Source organism: Gordonia rhizosphera NBRC 16068, from assembly GCF_000298195.1.
In the GTDB taxonomy this organism is placed as follows: domain Bacteria; phylum Actinomycetota; class Actinomycetes; order Mycobacteriales; family Mycobacteriaceae; genus Gordonia; species Gordonia rhizosphera.
Window position 1 is genome coordinate 1 of sequence record NZ_BAHC01000118.1, and the last position, 18,434, is coordinate 18,434.

20 protein-coding genes are annotated in these 18,434 nt (G+C 66.8%); 6 read left to right on the forward strand and 14 right to left on the reverse strand.

Annotation, left to right across the window (positions count from 1 at the left end):
- The 11 genes from GORHZ_RS13470 to GORHZ_RS13520 all read right to left on the reverse strand — a co-directional run.
- The coding region (locus tag GORHZ_RS13470; protein ID WP_006333857.1) for a lipoate--protein ligase family protein at positions 1–988 on the reverse strand (988 nt) is incomplete at its 3' end.
- A gap of 1 nt (position 989) precedes the next feature.
- Positions 990–1,961, reverse strand: coding sequence for a LipS1 family lipoyl synthase (lipS1, locus tag GORHZ_RS13475; RefSeq protein WP_006333859.1), 972 nt, complete (start codon positions 1,959–1,961; stop codon positions 990–992).
- The gene (locus GORHZ_RS30860; RefSeq protein ID WP_006333860.1) at positions 1,958–2,404 is read right to left on the reverse strand and encodes a glycine cleavage system protein H; all 447 of its coding nucleotides are present in this window, start codon (positions 2,402–2,404) and stop codon (positions 1,958–1,960) included. Before GORHZ_RS30860 ends, lipS1 begins: the two co-directional genes overlap by 4 nt.
- Positions 2,401–3,357, reverse strand: coding sequence for a lipoate--protein ligase family protein (locus GORHZ_RS30865; protein WP_157205173.1), 957 nt, complete (start codon positions 3,355–3,357; stop codon positions 2,401–2,403). Before GORHZ_RS30865 ends, GORHZ_RS30860 begins: the two co-directional genes overlap by 4 nt.
- A gap of 5 nt (positions 3,358–3,362) precedes the next feature.
- Entirely contained in the window at positions 3,363–4,664 is a 1,302-nt protein-coding gene (locus GORHZ_RS13490; protein ID WP_040531858.1) for a (Fe-S)-binding protein, read from the reverse strand.
- A 2-nt stretch (positions 4,665–4,666) separates the two neighbouring features.
- The gene (locus GORHZ_RS13495) at positions 4,667–5,416 is read right to left on the reverse strand and encodes a hypothetical protein (protein ID WP_006333863.1); all 750 of its coding nucleotides are present in this window, start codon (positions 5,414–5,416) and stop codon (positions 4,667–4,669) included.
- A 7-nt stretch (positions 5,417–5,423) separates the two neighbouring features.
- A complete protein-coding gene (locus GORHZ_RS13500) occupies positions 5,424–6,491 on the reverse strand; it encodes an FAD-dependent oxidoreductase (RefSeq protein WP_006333864.1) in 1,068 nt (355 codons plus the stop codon).
- An 82-nt stretch (positions 6,492–6,573) separates the two neighbouring features.
- On the reverse strand, positions 6,574–7,761 hold the full coding sequence (locus tag GORHZ_RS13505) for a heterodisulfide reductase-related iron-sulfur binding cluster (RefSeq protein ID WP_006333867.1): 1,188 nt from the start codon (positions 7,759–7,761) through the stop codon (positions 6,574–6,576).
- Complete coding sequence (locus GORHZ_RS13510; protein ID WP_006333869.1) at positions 7,758–8,483, reverse strand: 4Fe-4S dicluster domain-containing protein; 726 nt, start codon at positions 8,481–8,483, stop codon at positions 7,758–7,760. The genes GORHZ_RS13505 and GORHZ_RS13510 overlap by 4 nt, the downstream gene beginning before the upstream one ends.
- On the reverse strand, positions 8,483–8,866 hold the full coding sequence (locus tag GORHZ_RS13515; protein ID WP_006333870.1) for a DsrE family protein: 384 nt from the start codon (positions 8,864–8,866) through the stop codon (positions 8,483–8,485). Before GORHZ_RS13515 ends, GORHZ_RS13510 begins: the two co-directional genes overlap by 1 nt.
- 4 nt (positions 8,867–8,870) lie before the next feature.
- Positions 8,871–9,095: a sulfurtransferase TusA family protein gene (locus GORHZ_RS13520; protein ID WP_006333871.1), complete on the reverse strand. Its 225-nt coding sequence runs from the start codon at positions 9,093–9,095 to the stop codon at positions 8,871–8,873.
- A 192-nt stretch (positions 9,096–9,287) separates the two neighbouring features.
- Between GORHZ_RS13520 and GORHZ_RS13525 the strand changes: the two genes are divergently transcribed.
- The 6 genes from GORHZ_RS13525 (at position 9,288) to GORHZ_RS13550 (ending at position 15,669) form a co-directional block, all read left to right on the forward strand.
- Entirely contained in the window at positions 9,288–9,593 is a 306-nt protein-coding gene (locus GORHZ_RS13525) for a hypothetical protein (RefSeq protein ID WP_217998325.1), read from the forward strand.
- Positions 9,593–9,925, forward strand: coding sequence for a metal-sulfur cluster assembly factor (locus GORHZ_RS13530; protein WP_006333873.1), 333 nt, complete (start codon positions 9,593–9,595; stop codon positions 9,923–9,925). The genes GORHZ_RS13525 and GORHZ_RS13530 overlap by 1 nt, the downstream gene beginning before the upstream one ends.
- 83 nt (positions 9,926–10,008) lie before the next feature.
- Positions 10,009–11,460, forward strand: coding sequence for a 4Fe-4S dicluster domain-containing protein (locus GORHZ_RS13535; protein WP_245551418.1), 1,452 nt, complete (start codon positions 10,009–10,011; stop codon positions 11,458–11,460).
- A 61-nt stretch (positions 11,461–11,521) separates the two neighbouring features.
- Positions 11,522–14,383 carry a molybdopterin-dependent oxidoreductase gene (locus GORHZ_RS13540; protein WP_006333876.1) on the forward strand — a complete coding sequence of 954 codons (2,862 nt, stop codon included), beginning with the start codon at positions 11,522–11,524 and terminating at the stop codon, positions 14,381–14,383.
- Positions 14,373–15,476 carry an Mrp/NBP35 family ATP-binding protein gene (locus tag GORHZ_RS13545; RefSeq protein ID WP_006333878.1) on the forward strand — a complete coding sequence of 368 codons (1,104 nt, stop codon included), beginning with the start codon at positions 14,373–14,375 and terminating at the stop codon, positions 15,474–15,476. Before GORHZ_RS13540 ends, GORHZ_RS13545 begins: the two co-directional genes overlap by 11 nt.
- 7 nt (positions 15,477–15,483) lie before the next feature.
- Positions 15,484–15,669: a sensor histidine kinase gene (locus tag GORHZ_RS13550; protein WP_040531863.1), complete on the forward strand. Its 186-nt coding sequence runs from the start codon at positions 15,484–15,486 to the stop codon at positions 15,667–15,669.
- Positions 15,670–15,738: 69 nt separating this feature from the next.
- Here GORHZ_RS13550 and GORHZ_RS13555 read toward each other — a convergent pair whose 3' ends face one another.
- Genes GORHZ_RS13555 through GORHZ_RS13565 form a run of 3 tightly spaced genes read right to left on the reverse strand, consistent with a single transcriptional unit; the run spans position 15,739 to position 18,397 of the window.
- Entirely contained in the window at positions 15,739–16,458 is a 720-nt protein-coding gene (locus tag GORHZ_RS13555) for a maleylpyruvate isomerase family mycothiol-dependent enzyme (RefSeq protein WP_006333879.1), read from the reverse strand.
- A gap of 5 nt (positions 16,459–16,463) precedes the next feature.
- Entirely contained in the window at positions 16,464–17,285 is an 822-nt protein-coding gene (locus GORHZ_RS13560; protein ID WP_006333880.1) for a fumarylacetoacetate hydrolase family protein, read from the reverse strand.
- Positions 17,286–17,323: 38 nt separating this feature from the next.
- Positions 17,324–18,397: a cupin domain-containing protein gene (locus GORHZ_RS13565; RefSeq protein WP_006333881.1), complete on the reverse strand. Its 1,074-nt coding sequence runs from the start codon at positions 18,395–18,397 to the stop codon at positions 17,324–17,326.
- Between the last annotated feature and the right edge of the window lie 37 nt (positions 18,398–18,434).

The following is an 18,434-nucleotide window of genomic DNA, read 5'->3' on the forward strand; positions in this document are numbered from 1 at the left end:
CGGTGCCGCTCGCCGATCTCACCTCGGCAACCAGGTGATGCATGGTGTCGGCGTTGAGGTGTCGCCAGCGCAGCGTGTGTTCGAGCCGTCGCAGCCCGTCGGGGACCGCATTGAAGTCGCCGGCGAACTGCAGGCTCTTGACCAAGGAGCCCTGTGCGGCGACGAAGACCCGGACCAGCCCGTCGGGAGACTTGAACGTGGCGCTACCGGTGCCGTCCGGCTGCGCGTGCTGTTCGTCAAGCCAGGACGTGTTGGCGTAGCGGCTGACCACCAGGCCCGTGGCGGCGGTGCGCTCGGACTCGGCGGGTTCGTCGTCGGACAACGTGATGCCGAAACGCGCGGCGAAACCCTCGGCGATCACGTCACGGAGGACGTCCATGCCGATCGGGCGTCCGAGCTCCCGGCTGACGGTGGTGACCCGCTCGGCGACCGCAGCCGCGCCCTTGTCGGCCAGTTTGGCGGCCGGGATCCGCAGCACCCGGAGCATGAAGTCGATGTCGAGATCGACCAGCAGGCTGGTGTGGAACAGCAGCGCGCCGGAGGTGTCGAGATACATTCCGAGGCCGGCGATCTTGCGGCCGCCGGCGAGCAGGTCGTTCTTGCCGCCGAATTCGGCGCGCACCCCGAGTCGGCCCAGCCCTTCGACGACGCCGCCGCCGAGTTCGGGGATCAGCTGCCGAAACGATGCGGCCCCCGCCGGCAGGACCAGGGCGACGCCCAGTTGGCCCCGGCCCATGACGATCGCGCCACCACCGGTGGCGCGCCGGCTCACGGCGGTGCCGGTCGCCGCGCATGCATCCAGGTCCACCTCGGCGTCCAGGGTCTGATAGCGGCCGACGAGCGCGGCGTGATCGGCGTAGGTGTAGAGCCGCAATGTCGGTCGCGGAGTGGCGGCGTCGCGGGCGACCCGCGCCATCAACGCCTCGTCGAGCGCGAGACCCTCGGCCGCACCGGCCCCGTCATCGCTGAGCAGTTGCCACATGGTCATGTCAGCTCACCCGCACTTCGGCGTAGGCGTTCTCGGCGTCACCGGCCCAGGTGAGCGAGCAGCAGTACTCATAGCGATTTGTCGTGATGCCACGTGACTCGGCGTAGCCGATCACCCCGTCGGCCGGATAGGCGATCCCGTTGAGTCCGAGATCGACGGCCGCCTGGTCGAGGTCGACCTTGACCGACCCCATCGGCCGGGCGCAACCCAGGTTCACCGGGATCGCGGGTGCGGCTTCTCGTGCGGTGGCGAAGAACGCGGTGACGTCCTCGGTGGCCGGCGGGGGCAGATGCGCCATCGGGGTGCCGACCAGCGGGACGAGTACGACGAGAATCAGTGTGCTGACCGGGTATTCGGTCACCATCTCCAGCGCGCGGTACTCGCCGCGGAAGGTGCCGTAGTGCAAGCCGAGCACGATGTGCGGGATGATGCGCAGACCGTTGTCGGCGAGCACCGCCAGCGACCGTGCGAAATCCGCGGTGGTCAGGTCGAGGTGATAGACGTCGCGGATGGTGTCGTCGGAGCCGATGATGTCGAGCATCACGCCGTCCACACCGGCGGCGGCGAGTCGCTCGGCGAGTTTCGGTGAGACGACCCCGGAATGCACGATCACCTTCATGCCCAGTTCCTCGCGGATGCGCGGCACGTCGGCGAGGTGGGGTGTGAGGGGTACTCCCCCGGTCCGGGTCGATCCGCCCGAGACGAGGATTCCCTCACTGCCGCCGGCCTTCATGCGTGCGGCGACGTCGAACAGGCTCTCACCGGTGGGGATGCCGGCCATACCGCTCAACACCTTGGTCTGGCAGTGGTCACACGACAGCGCGCAGGCCGAGCCGGTGACCGACACCGGCAGAAACCGCTTCGGGTTCACCGGCTTCCATTCCGGGGTGCTCCACTCCTTGAGGCCTGGTGCATAGAAATCCATGACGTCGCCGAAGTGGCGGGTGCGGATCGCGAAACCGGTGGAATTCATTCCGCCACCAGGCCCTTGTCCCGGTAGGCGGCCACCTCGTCGGCGAACCACTCTCGGGCCGCTTCGCCCTCGAGGAGATCTCCCACGCCATCAGCGACGGTGAATTCCGCCAGCCAGCCGTGCCCGTAGGGGTCACGCAGCACAGTTTCGGGGTCGGCCAGTACCTCCGCGTTGACCGCGGCGATTACACCGGAGACCGGCGCGGTGAGCGGGCCGACGAATTTCGCGGCCTCCAGGCTGCCGAACTCGTCGCCGCGGCCGACTGCGGAGCCGGCGGGCGACATCACCAGTTGGGCCAGCGCACCGTACGTGTCGGCGGTGAGTGCGTCGAATCCGACCCGCACCCGCCCGTCGCCGACCTCCTGGACCCATAGGTGGGTGTCCGGGTGGTAGCGGCGGTCCAGCCGGATCTCGTAGCCGCCGAGTTCGAGTGGGGTGGTCATGCTACCTCCGCGTGTGCCGCACGTATGGCCGAGACGAGCGGTGCGGCCTCCCGCTCGCGCTCCAGTTCCCGTCGCGCCTCGTCGATTTCCATTCCGACCAGATGTTCGCGGCCGGTGGCGATTTCGATCTTTCCGTCGGCGACGCCGAGCACGACGCGGTCCGCCTCGTCTCCCCAGACGTGCACCCATACCCCGGCGCGCACCTTGACGGTGCGGACGGGCCGGACGGGGCCGGGCGTTCCGGTGAGGTACTCCTCGTCGAGCAGACGGCGGTCCATCCGGTGGACTTCCCGGGTCTCGGTGTCGGTGAGTCCGTCCTCGTGCGGGTCGGCGCCGAAGTGATCGGCGTACTCGGCCACCATCGCGGCCTGCCAGTCGGCGGGGTTGACGGCGGTCGGCGCGATGTAGCGACGCATCAACTGCGCCACGACGTCTCGAACGTCGGGATCGAGTCGCAGCACCCGGGTGGCCCGTGCGTGGTCGAAGTCGGTGATGAGGTTGCCCACGACGGTCGCGGCCTCGCCCAGTTGCCCGGCACCGTGCCCACACACCTTGGCCGGGCCGACACTGATCTCGCCGAATGCGTCGAGGTCCGCGTCGACGCCCAACCTGCCAAGGGCCCGGGCGGCGGGGCGCAGCAACCTGGCCAGTGCGGTGGCCCGGCGGGCGGGAAGGTGTGCGACGGGCACGGTGATCTGGAAGAACAGCTGGTCGGGGTCGCAATAGACCGGACCGCCGCCCACCATCCGTCGGTAGACCGGCAGACTGCCGGCACGGCAGTACTCGGTGTCGACCTCGGCGATGTCGCGGTGATAGCCGATGCACACGTAGGGCCGATCCGGGCGCACGAACGACAGCACGGGCGCGTCGCCGGCACCCATGGATCGACAGACCGCATGCCAAACCGTCTGGCTGCGTAGCGTTTCCACCGTCCCGAAGTCGATCACCCGCATCCGCATCACGCCTTCGGTGATCCCATGGCGGTGTCGAGCAGTTCGGCGATGTCGAGTACCTGCAGGTGCTCGTTGCCGGTGGACTTGGCGGCATCGGAGAAACGCGACACCTCGTAGGGGCAACAGACCGCCAGGATGTCGGCACCGGACTCGGCGGCCTCACGCACCCGGCGTTCGGAGAGGCGTTCGGAGACCTTGTCGCTCATGAAGCCGTCGAGCCACATGCCCCCGCCGCCACCACCGCAGCAGTAGGCGTTCTCGCGGCAGCGGCCCATCTCCACCAGGTCGATCCCGGGGATGGCACGCAGTAGGGTGCGCGGCGCGTCGTATTCGCCGTTGTGTCGGCCCAGGTAGCAGGGATCGTGGAAGGTCACCCTGGCCTCGATCGGCGTGGTGAGCTCCAGCCGATCCACGAGCGGGGCGAGGAACTGTGTGTAGTGGGCGACGTCGTAGGTGTGACCGTGCTTGGGGTATTCCTTCACCAGTGCGTTGAATCCGTGCGGGTCGGGCGTCACGATCCGGTTGAACTCGTATTTCGCCAGCGTGGCGGTGACGTCCTCCATGAGCGACTCGAAGAGTCCGCGTTCACCGGCGAGGCGCTGGGAGTCGCCGAGCGTCTTCTCCTCGGCGCCCAGGATCGCGAAGTCGACCCCGAGCGCGTGCATGATGCGTGCGAACGCCTGGGCGGCCTCCTGTCCGCGTGGGTGGTAGCTCCAGTAGTCCTCGACATAGAAGAGGACGTCCACGGGGGCGGGGTCCTTGGGCAACTCCCGCACCGGAACCCCGGCCTTCTTGGTCCACGCCGCGCGCCGCCGCGGGTTGGCTCCCATCGCGTTGCCCTGCCGGAAGGTCGCCTCGAATACCTGTGTGAGTTCGTTCGGGACCTCACCGCGGCTGATCGCCTCTTCCCGCGCGGCCGGCATGATCTCGACCATGTTGACCTCCTTCGGGCACACCCGAAGGCAGTTGGCACAGGTGGTGCACATCCACAACTCGTCACTGGCCAGCAGGTTCTCGCCGATCTGGACCTTCCGGTGCAGCTTTCGCGGCCCGTACTCGCCGACCACGTCGACCGGACACACCGGCACACATTTGCCGCAGCCGTAACAGCGTTCCAGTGATTCGGCTCCGGTCAGGGCGTTGAGCTCGGCGAAGCCGTCCGGTCCGGTGTCGGTGATCACCCGCGGTTCGAACATGCGGTTCCACATCGAGGTGAGTTCGACCTCGCGACCGCTGATCGTCGAAGCCACCGTGGCGACGTCGAATTCGACGACGTTCGGTGGAACCTTGCGTCCTCCGATCGGCATGGTCAGGCCTTCCTGTGCGGGGCGTAGTGCACGCCGAGCAGCCGCCGGGTCAGCTCGGGCAGCGCCGGCAGCATCTGGGTCAGTTCTCTGGTCGTCCGCATCGACAGCACGGTGTTCAGGTAGATCCCGTACACGGCGGCGAGAAAGACATCGGTGCCGAACAGTCCGCTGCCCAGGTCGGTGAAACCGGCCGCCTTGCCGGTCTCCTCCACGAAGGCCACGGCCCGGCCGACGTTCAGGTAGACCTCGCCGCGACTCGATCCCCACGTACCGAGGTCGGTGTCGTCGGTGGTCACCAGGGCGAGTGCACCGGTTTCGGCGGTGGGATCCCACATCCACCGGGTCCACAGCCAGTACCGTGCCGGATCGAGAAAGTGCAGCAGTTCGCCGGGCAGATCCTCGGCGATCTCGGGTAGTGGCTCGAGCAGTGCGGTGAAACGGTCATAGCGCGTGACGATTCCCCCGGTCCCGTGCAGGAGATCGGCGATACCGGTGGCGAGGTCGGCGGGATCGACCAGTGCGAAGATCTTGTTGGTCTTGCGACGTGCGCAGAAGACCCAGCCGAGCAACTCGCGCAGGCTGTCGACATCCATGACGGTGGCCGGGTCGTCACCGGCCAGCGACCTCATGGCCGCGGACTTGCGCTGCAGGTCCGCACCGATGGCCGCCAACTCGTCGGTGCTGCAGAGTTGCAGTACGCGCTCGAAGAACTCCGTCGCGGCGGGGGTGTCGACAACCTGGTCCTGCATCATCGGTGGTTCAGCTCCCTGCCGCCGCCGTGACATGACCGCGGATGAACGCCACCGCGCGCATCGCAGCGTTCGCCGCCGACGACACCGTGTCCTCGAGGTCGGCCGGACCCAGTGCGGCACCGCAGGCGTAGATGCCCTCGCGGCTGGTGGCGACCGGGTCCAGTGGGCCGCCGACCGCGTCGACGAAACCGAATCTGTTGGGACGGATCCCCAGGGTGCGGCTGACTTCTCGGGTACCGGCCGAGGGCTCCATCCCCACCGACAGCACGACCATGTCCATCAGCAGTTCCATCGGCCGGCCCATCGTGGTGTCCTCGCCGCGCACGATCAGCTGATCACCCTTGGCCAGCACCTCGGTGATGATGCCCTTCACGTACTGGACGTGATGCTTCTCCTGTGCCGCCCAGTAGATCTCGTTCTCCCAGTACCCGTACATGCGCATGTCGATGTAGAAGATGTAGACCTTGCAGTCGGGTAGCAGTTGGCGAACCTCGATCGCCTCCTTGGAGGCCACCCCGCAGCAGACCTTCGAGCAGTACTCGTTGCCGATCTGGCGATCGCGGCTGCCGACACACTGTACGAAGCACAACTTCTTCGGTGGTTCACCATTCGACGGTCGAACCACGCTGTGCGACTTCAGCATCGACTCGAGATCGGGCAGCGTGACCACGTCGTCGAACTCGTAGTAGCCATATAGCTGTGTCTCTCGGCCGGGATCGAAGTGCGAGAATCCGGTGGCCACCACGATCGCACCGCACTCGATGATCGCCGGACCGTCCGGCCCGGTCACCTCGAGCCGGAAGGCGCCCGGGTCACCGGAGAGCGCGGTGGCCGTGGTCTGCATGCGCACGTCGACCGCCGGGTTGCCGGTGACCAGGTCGGCCATACGCCGCAGCAGCGGTTCGGCCTCCTCGCCATGTGGGGTGATCCCCGCGTAGTTCTCCTGAATCGGTGTCCCGCCCAGGACGTCGGTCCGCTCGAGCAGCACGACGGGTGTGCCGACCTCGGCGATGCCCTGCGCCGCACGCAGGCCGCCCGGACCTCCCCCTATGACGACAACGGTGTCGAATGCCATGGCTTCCTCAGGGTGCACTCATCCCGCCGGAGAGCCCTCCGGCAAGAATTGTTTCCAATGTGATTGTCGGGTATGGACGTCCCTAGTCCATGTCGTCCCAGTCGAGATACTTCTTCTCGCCCCGTTCGAGTTTGGCGATTCCCTCTTGGAACTCCGCCCACGCCTCGTCGGGATCGATGCCCATCTTGCGGAGCAACGGTCTGTAATCGGCCGAATGCCAATGCAGCTGGCACACCTTGTACGGATGCGCGCCCATGGCCAGGGCCGCGAACTGCGCATCCGATAGGACCGCGACGCCGACATTGCGGTCGTGCGCCTGTGCGGCGAACTGGCTCTTGTCCAGCGTCGTCACGCATCCGGTGTCGTGGGTCAGCACCACATCGGGGTCGGCCTCCTCCTTCATCCGTTCGATCTTGCGCAGCGTGGAGAACGATCGGGTGAAGTCACGTTGCACCAGGATGTGGCGGAATCCGAAGCCGCAGCAGTCGAACCATGTCGAGTATTCGCGCACCTCGGCACCGACGGCCTGGGCGAGCCCGGTCACCACTGCGGTGCGCTGTCCTCCGTAGATGTCCGGGTCGTAGATCGCGTCGCCTTCGACGAGTTTGTAGTAGTGGCAGGCCGGGTGCACGGTCACCGCGATGTTCGACAGGTCCCGGACCTGGTGTGCGGCGATCTCGTCGCGCATGGCGTAAAACCACTCCGAGTAGTGCACGATCTCTTCGGGCAAGACCAGCGGTTTGCCGAGCTTGTCCATGACCTTGCGGACGTCCGCGCGGAGCTCGGGGTGGGCGAGCAACTCGTGGCGCACCTCTTTGTAGTGCCCGTACGAGGTCCCGCAGTGGATCAACGGGTAGTAGCCGGTCTCATAGGCGGCGGCGAAGTTCCGCACCGCGACCGCTGCCTGCGCCGCGGCGTTCGACGTGGCGCTGGCGTAGTAGTTCCAGGCCGTGCAGGAGGTCTGGTCCTTGGGGTCGTGGTAGTCGTAGCCCAGCTTGCGCATCACCCAGAAGATCGACGTCGAGTAGCCGGGGATGTGCCCGCACTGCCCGCACGATTTGTGATGCCACAGGTGGCCCTTCTGAATCGCCTTGGGCCGCCCGAATTTGGTGGGAACCTCCACGACGTCGCCGGTGGCGCGCTGCACGACGATCTCGCCCGCGCGCTCGAGTTCGTCGAGCTCTTCGCGGAAGTCCGGATAGCGCCCTTCGGTCCGGGTGAAGCCGGCCGCTTTCTTCGACCGGATCGCCTCGATCGGGATGGTTGTCATATCTCGATCCCTTCATCCTCGAGGAGCTCCTCCATGAGCTCGGAAAGAATGGAATGCAGTGACCGGTCGATCTCGGCGATCATGTCGAGCGCCCCGGTCGTCAGCCAGATGAGATACAGCTCGACCAGCGTCCGCTCGGAGACCTCCCAGCCGGTGGACGTCGTGTGCAGGGTTTCGGACGGGAGTGCCCGGCGCCAGAGATCCAGATTCTCCGACACGTCGCCGGTCTCCGGTCCCCAGTCCGGAAATGCGTCGCGCTGCAACATGTCCGGCGAGACCTGGGTCCCGGTGGACATGATCTTGTAGATGATCCGCGAGTATCCGGCCAGGGCTTCCTTGGCCGAGGCCAGCCCGTTGTTCACGGCGACCTCCCGCATGATGGTGATGATCCCGCCAGGGTTGTTGCCGCGCGGGCAGCGCAGACACGAGAAACACTGGGAGCACTCCCAGATGTCCTCCTGCATCTGTTGATAGACCAGTTCGACGTCCTCACGGGCCGAGGCCTGGGCGATGCGGCGCGGGCTGAAGTCGTAGAACCGTGCCGAGGGGCAGGCCGCGACGCAGATCCCGCACTCATAGCAGCCGTACAGGTAGTCCTTGTAGCGGATGTCGGACTTGACCTCGTCGAAGAGCCGCTGCTTCTCCTCGAACGGCACATCGGGGTAACCGGCCACATCGGGGCTTTTGAAGTACACCGACGGCATCGGCTGTGTCACCGTCATCAGAAACTCACCACCGCGTCGGCGGTGATCGCGAGGTCGTTGAACGCGGCCCCCCCGATCATCGTGACATCGTCTATCAGGTCGTCGAGTGTCAGGTCGTTGAGGTCCAGGGAGGGCTGGCACACCAGGAGCCGGACATCGAGTCCGGTGGCCTGGTCGATGAAATACGAAAGTGGTTGGCCGCGGTCTCCTTTGGGGCCGATTTTGTCGATGACATCGCGCTGGAGCAAGGTCGGCCCGTACATGGTGAAGTAGATCATCACCTCGGCGTCCATCGCCGCCGCCGAGGCGGCCAGGAAGAACGGCGTGGCGCAGCGACCGGGGTCGTTGACCCCGTGGGTCTGAACGTAGAGAACCTTCGACTCGCCCTCACCGGTCCACATCGGCTCAGCCCGCCTTACGGATCAGAACATGGAAGACGTCGCCATCCTTGGTGATGCCGACCAGTTCGTTACCGGTCCGCCTTGACCAGGCGTTCATGTCGGGTTCGACGCCGGGATCTGTCGCCAGTAACTCCAGCATCGATCCCGGCGGCAACTTCTTGATCGCCTGGGCTGTCTTGACGACCGGCAACGGGCAGTTCAACCCAATGCAATCGAGGACTTCTGTCACGTGTGACCCCCATCCAAAAAGTGATGCGAATGTGAACCAGGTCCCATCTGTATGCAAAGATTCTCATATAGTATGGCTCTCGTCAAGCACGAACGGACCCGATCGATGACGATGTCCAACCTGCGATGCGATATGTGTGATCGACTGCTACCTGGGCTTATCCCCGGCACCGGGGACATGCCGGGATCAGGCGTGCGTTTCTCGTACCATCCCGGCGATCCCGGGATGCGCGACGATTCCGGCTTGCTGTGCAGCGAGTGCTGGTCAGCGTGGACCGGCGGGCTCGGCGAGCCGACGCCCCGTGTCTGCGCGGTGTGCCGGACACCGGTGGCGCGTACCTCGAGCCTGTTCGTCTCCAGGATCGATGACCGCCAGACCTGGCAGTTCTGCGCCCCACACGCCGCCGAACTGCTGAACCGCCTACGCACCGTCGAACCGAAGTTCGACCCTGCGTCCTTTCGGCTTCCGCTGGACCGATCCGAGAAAAGGAGCTTGTGATGAATGAATCCGCCGCTGCCAGCACAGCGGTGCCGACCGACCGGATTCTGGAGGCACTGTCCGACGTCGTCGACCCGGAGATCGGCATCAACATCGTCGATCTCGGCCTCGTCTACGGGATAAGCATGGAGGGGGACGTCGCGATTCTCGACATGACCCTCACCTCGCCGGCCTGCCCGCTGACCGACGTCATCGAGGGCCAGGTCTTCGCGGTGCTCGACGGCCTGGTCGCCGACCACACCATCAACTGGGTGTGGGTGCCGCCATGGTCACCGGACAAGCTCACCGAATCCGGCCGAGAGCAGGCCCGCGCGATCGGTCTGCGGATATGAGGTATGGATTCGCGATCGATCAGCGCACCTGCATCGGGTGTCATGCCTGTACCGTTGCGTGCAAGACCGAGCACGAGGTGCCGGTGGGTCAGTTCCGGACCTGGGTGAAATATGTCGACCAGGGCATATTTCCGAACAACACCCGGGATTTCGGGGTGATGCGCTGTAACCACTGCACCGATGCGCCGTGCGTGGCGATCTGCCCGACCAAGGCGTTGTTCAAGCGCGAGGACGGCATCGTCGATTTCGATCGGGACCGGTGCATCGGCTGCAAGAGTTGCATGCAGGGCTGCCCGTACGACGCGATCTACATCGACGACGACACCCACACCGCCGCCAAGTGCAACTTCTGCGCGCACCGCGTCGACAACAACATGGAGCCGGCGTGCGTGGTGGTCTGCCCGACTCATTCGATCTGGGTCGGCGACCTCGACGACCCGACCAGCGGTATCTCCGAACTGATCAACACCAACCCCGTCACCGTCCGGGCCCCCGAGCAGAACACCGGTCCGAACGTCTTCTATCTGGGCGCGGACCGGGCCGTACTCAATCCCCTCGCGGCCCCGGTGGATTCCAACTACATGTTCTCCACCCCCGATCCGCACCGCCTCGAGGTCGCCGCTGATCTGGCATCCGACCCGATCAGCCATGCCCGCACCACGATGAACACCGCCCATCCGAGACCGTGGGGCTGGCGGGTCACCACCTATCTGTGGGCCAAGGGTCTCGGTGGCGGGGCGTTGGTCGTCGCCGCCCTCGCGGTGCTGCTGGGGATCGACCTCGGTGTGCTGACCACCATCGTCGCGCCCGCCCTCGGGGTGGTCGGCACGGCGGCGACCGGCGGCCTGCTCATCTGGGACCTCAAGCGTCCGGAGCGGTTCCACTACCTGCTGATCAAGTCGAACTTCCGTTCGTGGCTGGTGCTCGGTGCCTACGCGTTGGCATCCTTCGCGGCGGTGTCGGGGATCTGGCTGCTGTTCGGGATCGGGGTGGAATCGGGACTCATCGAGTACTCCGACACCGCTTTCACCGTCCTCGCGTGGCTGGCGTTGCCGACCGGGGCGATGGTCGCCGGCTACACGGCCTTCCTGTTCGGTCAGGCCGAGGGCCGCGATCTGTGGCAGTCGCCGCTGCTGCTGTGGCACCTGCTGGTGCAGGCGGTCATGGTCGGCGCCGGTGCGCTCGCGATCGCCGCCGTCTTCGCCGACACCTCGGCCACCGGGATCCGGCTGATCGGTGCGGCCCTGACGATCGCCACCATCGCGCATCTGCTGATGCTGCTCGGTGAGTACAGCGGCAGACATGCCACCGCCGGGGCGGCTGCGGCCGCGCACATGATCACCCACGGCCGGTACGCCCTGTCGTTCTGGGGCGGCGCCGTCGTCCTGGCGGTGATCGGCGGCGCGGTCGCGGCCACCGGGTGGGCGACCGAGACGGTGTGGCTCCTCGGCCTCGCCGGTGTGGCAGTGCAGATCGCCCTGCTGGTCTACGAGTCCGTCTTCGTCCGCGCCGGGCAGGACGTTCCGCTCTCGTGATGTGCCCACCATCCCTCACACGGTGCGCTCACCCACCGTCCCACCCCCAGGAGGTACCCCTGTGACCGACATCGCCGACGAGACACATCCGGCCGAGAAGCTACCCGGGTCCCGCACGCACGAACAGCTGCGCAATTTCCCGCCGGTCTCGCAGTGGGACAACCACGTCGAGTACGACGCCAAGGCGCACCCGCGCAAGGTGCCGCACAGCTACATGCTGGTCCCGACGACCTGCTTCAACTGCGAGTCGGCATGTGGCCTGCTGGCCTACGTCGACAAGGACGACCTGTCGATCCGCAAGGTCGAGGGCAACCCGGCACATCCCGGTTCCCGGGGACGCAACTGCGCGAAGGGTCCCGCCACGATCAACCAGATCAACGATCCGGAACGGATCCTGCACCCGCTGCGCCGTACCGGTGCGCGCGGCGAAGGCAAGTGGGAGCAGATCAGCTGGGACGAGGCGCTCGACGACGTCGCCGGTCGAATCCGGCAGGCCATCGTCGAGGGCCGCACCAACGAGGTCATGTACCACGTCGGCCGGCCGGGCGAGGACGGGTTCGCCGAGCGGATGCTGCAGGCGTGGGGTGTCGACGGGCACAACAGCCACACCAACGTGTGCTCGGCCGGGGCCCGGCTGGGGATGACGCTGTGGGCCGGCTACGACCGGCCGTCGCCGGACCACGCGAACGCCAAGGTGATCCTGCTGCTGTCCAGCCACCTCGAGACCGGCCACTACTTCAACCCGCACGCCCAGCGGATCATGGAGGGCAAACAGGCCGGCGCCAAACTCATCGTGATGGACCCGCGGATGTCCAACACCGCTTCGCATTCCGACGTCTGGATCGCGCCGTGGCCCGGCAGCGAGGCCGCGATTCTGCTGGCCATCGCCTCCTACCTGCTGCGCACCCGCGCCATCGACGTCGACTTCGTGCGCCGCTGGTTCAACTGGGACAACTATCTGGAGAACCGCCACCCCACCGCAGCCAGAACATTCGACGCCTTCCTCGACGCACTGGAAGCCGACTACGCGCAGTACACCTTCGAGTTCGCAGCACAGGAGGCGCAGGTCCCGGTCGAGCGCATCGAGGAAACCGCACGGCTCGTCGCCGAGTGCGATCATCGGCTGTCCGCCCACGTCTGGCGGTCCGCGGCGGCCGGCAACCTCGGTGGGTGGCAGGTGGCGCGTGCTCTGTGGTTCGTTCTCGGGCTGACCGGATCGATCGGCACCGTCGGGGGGACCAACCCCAACGGCTGGGCCAAGTTCATCCCACACGGCCCGGAGGTGCCGGCCCATGCCGGCTGGAACGAGCTGATCTGGCCGCGCGAATATCCCTTGAGCTGCAACGAGATGTCGATTCTGTTGCCGCACTTCCTCAATGAGGGACGTGGCCGGATCGAGGTCTACTTCTCCCGGGTGTTCAATCCGATCTGGACCTATCCCGACGGGTTCACCTGGATGCAGGCGCTGACCGACACGCAACGGGTGGGGCTGCACGTCGCGCTCACCCCCACCTGGTCGGAGACCGCGGAGTTCGCCGATCTCATCCTGCCGGTCGGCCACGCCACCGAACGCCACGACACCCAGTCCTATGAGACCCATGCCGCGAAGTGGCTCGGCTTCCGGCAGCCGGTGCGCCGGGTGGCGATGGAACGGCTCGGCGAATCGGTCGACGACACCCGGAAGGCCAATCCCGGTGAGGTGTGGGAGGAGAACGAACTCTGGTTCGAGTTGTCGTGGCGGATCGACCCCGACGGCTCGTTGGGCATTCGCCGACACTTCGAGTCGAAAGAACACCCCGGAGAGAAGGTCACCGTCGACGAGTACTACGGGTGGATCTTCGAAAACCGTGTGCCGGGTCTGCCCGAGAAGGCGGCCGCCGAAGGCATGACGCCATTGGCATACATGCGCCGATACGGTGTCGTCGAGGTCGCCGACAAGGTCTACCGGCAGGACGAACGCGAGCTCACCCCGACCGAACTCGAGGGTGCGGTGCCCGACGCCGCCGGTGTGCTGCGTAAGCCGACGACCGACGGATCGGTTCCGCCGCTGATCGGCGAGGCCGGTGCGGTCGGCGTGCAACTCTCCGACGGCAGCAAGGTCGCGGGCTGGCTCACCCCGAGCCGTAAGCTCGAGGTCTACTCGAACACCATGCGTGACTTCGGGTGGGAGGAATACGCCACACCCGGTTACATCCGCTCCCATGTGGCCCGCGGTGAGATCGATCTCGACCGGGGCGAGTTGGTGCTGATCCCGACGTTCCGGCTACCGACACTGATCCACTCCCGATCGGCCAACGCCAAGTACCTCAACGAGCTGTCGAACTCGCACCCGTTGTGGCTCAACTCGATCGATGCGGCCCGCCACGGGGTGGCGTCGGGGGACCTGGTCCGGCTCAACACCTCGATCGGCTACCTCGTCGCCCGGGTCTGGGTCACCGAGGGCATCCGGCCCGGAGTGTGCGCGATGTCGCATCACATGGGCCGGTGGCGCCTGCACGGCAACGAGGGCAGCCGCTGGGCGCAGGGGCTGGTGGACATCACCCATCCCGATGGCCCGGACACCCATCTGCTGCGTTACCGCGGCGGTATCGCCCCGTTCGACTCCGACGACCCGGACTCATCTCGCATCTGGTGGACCGACCCCGGGGTCCATCAGAACCTCGCCTTCGGGGTGCAGCCCGACCCCCATTCGGGGATGCACTGCTGGCTGCAGAAGGTCCGAATGGAGAAGGCGCACCGGGGCGATCAGTACGGCGACGTCTACGTCGACACCCGGCGGTCGACGGAGGTGTACCACCAGTGGCTGGCGATGGCCCGGTCCACGCTCGGCCCCGGCGGCCGGCGCCGGCCCGAGTTCCTGATGCGCCCGGTGAAACCGCAGCGCAAGGCATTCCGGATCGGAGGTGAGGACAGTGCGCGTTGACCTCGAAGCAGTGCAGGCCGCGGTCGAAGCAGTACGTGATCCCGAAATCGGCAGGCCGCTGGGAGAACTCGGCATGGTCGGTCCCATCTCGATGGGCCGCGGTGGCCGGGTGAGGATTCAGCTCCGACTGACCACGGCGGCGTGTCCGCTGGCCGACCAACTCCACGCCGCAGCCGTGGCGGCAGTCCGGGCGGTCGACGGTGTCGGCCGCGTCGAGGTCGAGATGACGACGATGCCGGCGCGCGAGCGCGCCGAACTCGCCGAACATCTCGGCCGGGTCGCCACGCCGTTGACGGGCGGGCTGGAGTCCGGCGACACCCAGATCTATGCCGTCGCCAGCGGCAAAGGTGGTGTGGGGAAGAGCACGGTCGCCGCGAACCTCGCTGCGGCGCTTGCCGCGTCCGGGAAGCGAGTCGGTCTGCTCGACGCCGATGTGTGGGGGTACTCGATCCCGCATCTGTTCGGCGTCCGCCGCTCCCCTGTCGTCCTCGGCGAGCTGATGCTGCCGGTGCCCGCCCACGGCGTGTCGCTGATGTCGATCGGTTTCTTCGTCGACGAGGAGCAGCCCGTCGTGTGGCGGGGTCCGATGATGCACAAGGCGATGGAGCAGTTCATCACCGACACCTACTGGGGCGACCTCGATGCGCTCTTCGTCGATCTCCCGCCCGGTACCGGCGATGCCACCTTGTCGCTGCTGGAACTGCTGCCCACTGCGACACTGCTTGCGGTGACCACGCCGCAGGAGACCGCACGCATGGTGGCGACCAGGGTGGCGCGGATGGCCGCCGAGATCGGACGTCCCGTTGCCGGGGTCATCGAGAACATGTCGACCGCTGAATGCGCCGAATGTCGCTCTCACACTGCGATATTCGGTACCGGGGGCGGTGCTCGGCTCGCCGCGGAGGCCGACGCACCACTACTGGGACAGGTTCCCCTCGACATCGCGCTCCGCGATGCCGCCGACCGGGGAACGCCGGTCGTCGTCGATTCGCCCCGGGCGGCGTCGGCGCTCGAGTTGCGCCGGATCGCCGGCTCGTTGCCGAGATCGCGACGCAGCCTCGCCGGCCGATCGCTACCGCTCGCGGTCGTCTGAGTGCCATGTGACCCGGGTTCGTCCCCGGCCTGAGCGGTCGTCAGGCGGACTCGGGCTGGCCGCGGTCGACGCCATCATCCGCGCGCACGGCGGTTCGGTCTCGGTGACCTCCGGTGAGCGCACCGAGTTCGTGGTCCGGCTCCGGCCGCGTATCGCGCACGAGCAGGCGACGACGGGGCAGGCAGAAGATTGACCGGCGTGGCAAACGAGATCACGGTGCGCAGTGACGAAATGCTCGGCGAATGCTCGGCGAATACGCCGATCACAACCAGTGCGGAGGCGTGAGTTCGGCACCACCGACCAGATCGACACTGCCCCGCCCGGCCGCCCACCGAACCACTGCCGGCAGTGGACCCGCGACCACCGCCGTGTCGTGTCCTGACTCGGTTCCGACCGCCACCGGCTCCCGGCCATCGACGTGCAGCACGATCCCGGTCCCAGTGCCTTTCCGGCGCCACATCCCGATGATGTCGTCGAGCAGCGAGTCGAGCACGACGTCGGGAAAGTCGCCGAACCGGCCGCCGTTACCGAGATCGACGGCGTGGATCCAGACCTCCCGGGTGCGCATCCAAAGGGTTTCCGCGGCCGGCACCGTGCGCCCCTGTGCGGTCCGGACCTGTGCCGACCACGCCGCATCCGGCAGGTTCCGCCACTTCTCGTCGAGACGGGCAACGGTATGGGCGAACAGGTTCCGCAACACCGCCGGGCTGAGCGTGGCGCCCTCGTCGATCTCCGCGGCGCGTTGCTGCGGCGAGGCGTACATGGGCGTCTCGACTCCGGTGGCGGCCCAGTCGAGCAACCGGCACAACGCCGCCGCGTTGTAGCCGACATGGGCGAGCAGGTGACGCCGGCCCCATCCCTGCAATGCCGACGGCGCGCCGAGGTCGGCATCGGTCAGTTCGGCGAGCCGCTGGTCGAAGTAGGCGGTGCCGCGACGGGCGATGGTCAGTCGCTCGTCGCGGTCCAGAGTGTGAAAACCCATGTCGTCTACTTGATCACCGTCTTGTTGCGCACGGTGCCGAGCCCACCGATGCTGACCTCGACGGTTTCACCGTCCTGGATGTAGCGCGGTGGTTTGCGGGCATGCCCGACCCCGCCGGTGGTGCCGGTGATGATGACGTCGCCGGGCCGCAACGTCACGATATGGGAGATGTAGTCGACCAGCCGGGCGGGCGTGAAGACCAGATCGTCGGTGGTCGACGACTGCACCACCTCGCCCTCCAGGCGCGCCTCGATGGGTGTGCCGAGCTGGTAGTCGGTGACCAGGAACGGTCCGAATCCGCTGGTCTTCTCGAAGGTCTTGCCCTGATCCCATTGCAGGGTGCGGTACTGGTAGTCGCGCATCGTGTAGTCGTTGATCACCGAGTAGCCCGCGATGTGGTCGGTGGCGTCCTTCTCGTCGACCTGGTAGGCCGTCTTGCCGATGATGACGGCGAGTTCGGCTTCCCAGTCCAGTTGCGATCCCGCGTAGGCGGGCACGACGACGTCATCATAGGGGCCGGTCAGCGCGTCGGCGAACTTGGCGAACAGCGTGGGATACTCCGGGAGTTCGCGTCCCATCTCGGTGATGTGGGAGGCGTAGTTGAGGCCGACGCACACGATCTTTCCCGGGTGCGGGACCACCGGTGCGAAGTTCGCACCGTCGAGGCCGATGCTCCGCCCGGATGCGGACGTCGCGATCTGCTTCCAATCCGAGTCGGCCAGCAGTGCCGAGAGATCCGGGAACCCGTCGATGACGGTGGCGGTGGTGTCGGAGTCGGCGCGGACGGCAACGGTGGTGCCGCCGTCGCGGAGGGTGGCCAGTCGCATGGTGATTCGTCTCCTGTGACGTGTGTGCGTTGAATGGGTCAGGCGTGTTCGGGGAAGTGCGTGCGGTTGAAGTGCAGGCGTTCGACGATCGGGGCGTCGGAGAATGCGAACAGGTCGATGCCGTCGTCGGTGTCCACCGACCATGTGGTCCAGGACGGAACGACGATCATGTCACCGGTGGCGACCGAGTGCTCCTGATCTCCCAGCGTGATTCGTCCCTTGCCGTCGAACACCTGGAAGACCAGCGAGCCCACGTCGCGACGGCTGCGGGTGTGCGAGCCGGCGCGGATCCGGTGGAACTCGGCACGGATCGTGGGCATGACATCGCCGCCGGTGGTGGGGTTGGTGTAGCGCACAGCGGCGTGGCCGGGTTCGACGGTTGCCGCAAAGCCCTCGTCTTCGAGCGCCAGTTGCTCGGCGAGGGCGGCGTCGGTGTGCTTCCATCGGTAACAGGCGATGGGCGAGCTCGTCTTGGCGTCCAGGCCGACGAGCGGGCGCAATCCGGGATGGGCCCACAGCCGTTCGGAGCGCGAGATGTCCGGGGTGGAGTCGTCGGTCACCCCGTCGGCGCCGAATTCGAAGAAGCCGGTGTCGGTGTAGTTCACGAACGGGATGTCGAGGCCGTCGATCCAGGCCATCGGCTGATCCGTTTCGTTGTGGTGGCCATGGAAGTTCCAGCCCGGGGTGAGGAGGAAGTCCCCGCGGCACATGGCCACCGGATCACCGTTGACCACCGTCCAGACTCCCTCACCCTCGACGACGAATCGGAAGGCGTTCTGGGAGTGACGATGTTCGGGTGCGGTCTCCTTCGGGCCGAGGTACTGGATGGCGGCCCACAGGGTGGGGGTCACATACGGCACGCCGCCGAGGCCGGGGTTGGCGAGCGCGATGGCGCGGCGTTCGCCGCCCCGGCCCACCGGAACGAGGTCCCCCGCCCGCTGCGCGAGCGGATAGAGCGTCGACCATCTCCACACGAACGGAACAGCTTTCGACGTCGGGACCATCGGCATCAGGTCGCCGAGCTGGGTCCACAACGGGTTGAGGTGGTTGGCCTCGAAATCGGCGTAGAGCGTGTCGAGTTCGGGGTCGGAGTCGAGGGCGTCGGTGCTCATCGTGTTCTCCTCGGGACGGGGGTGGCGGGCTGGCGGC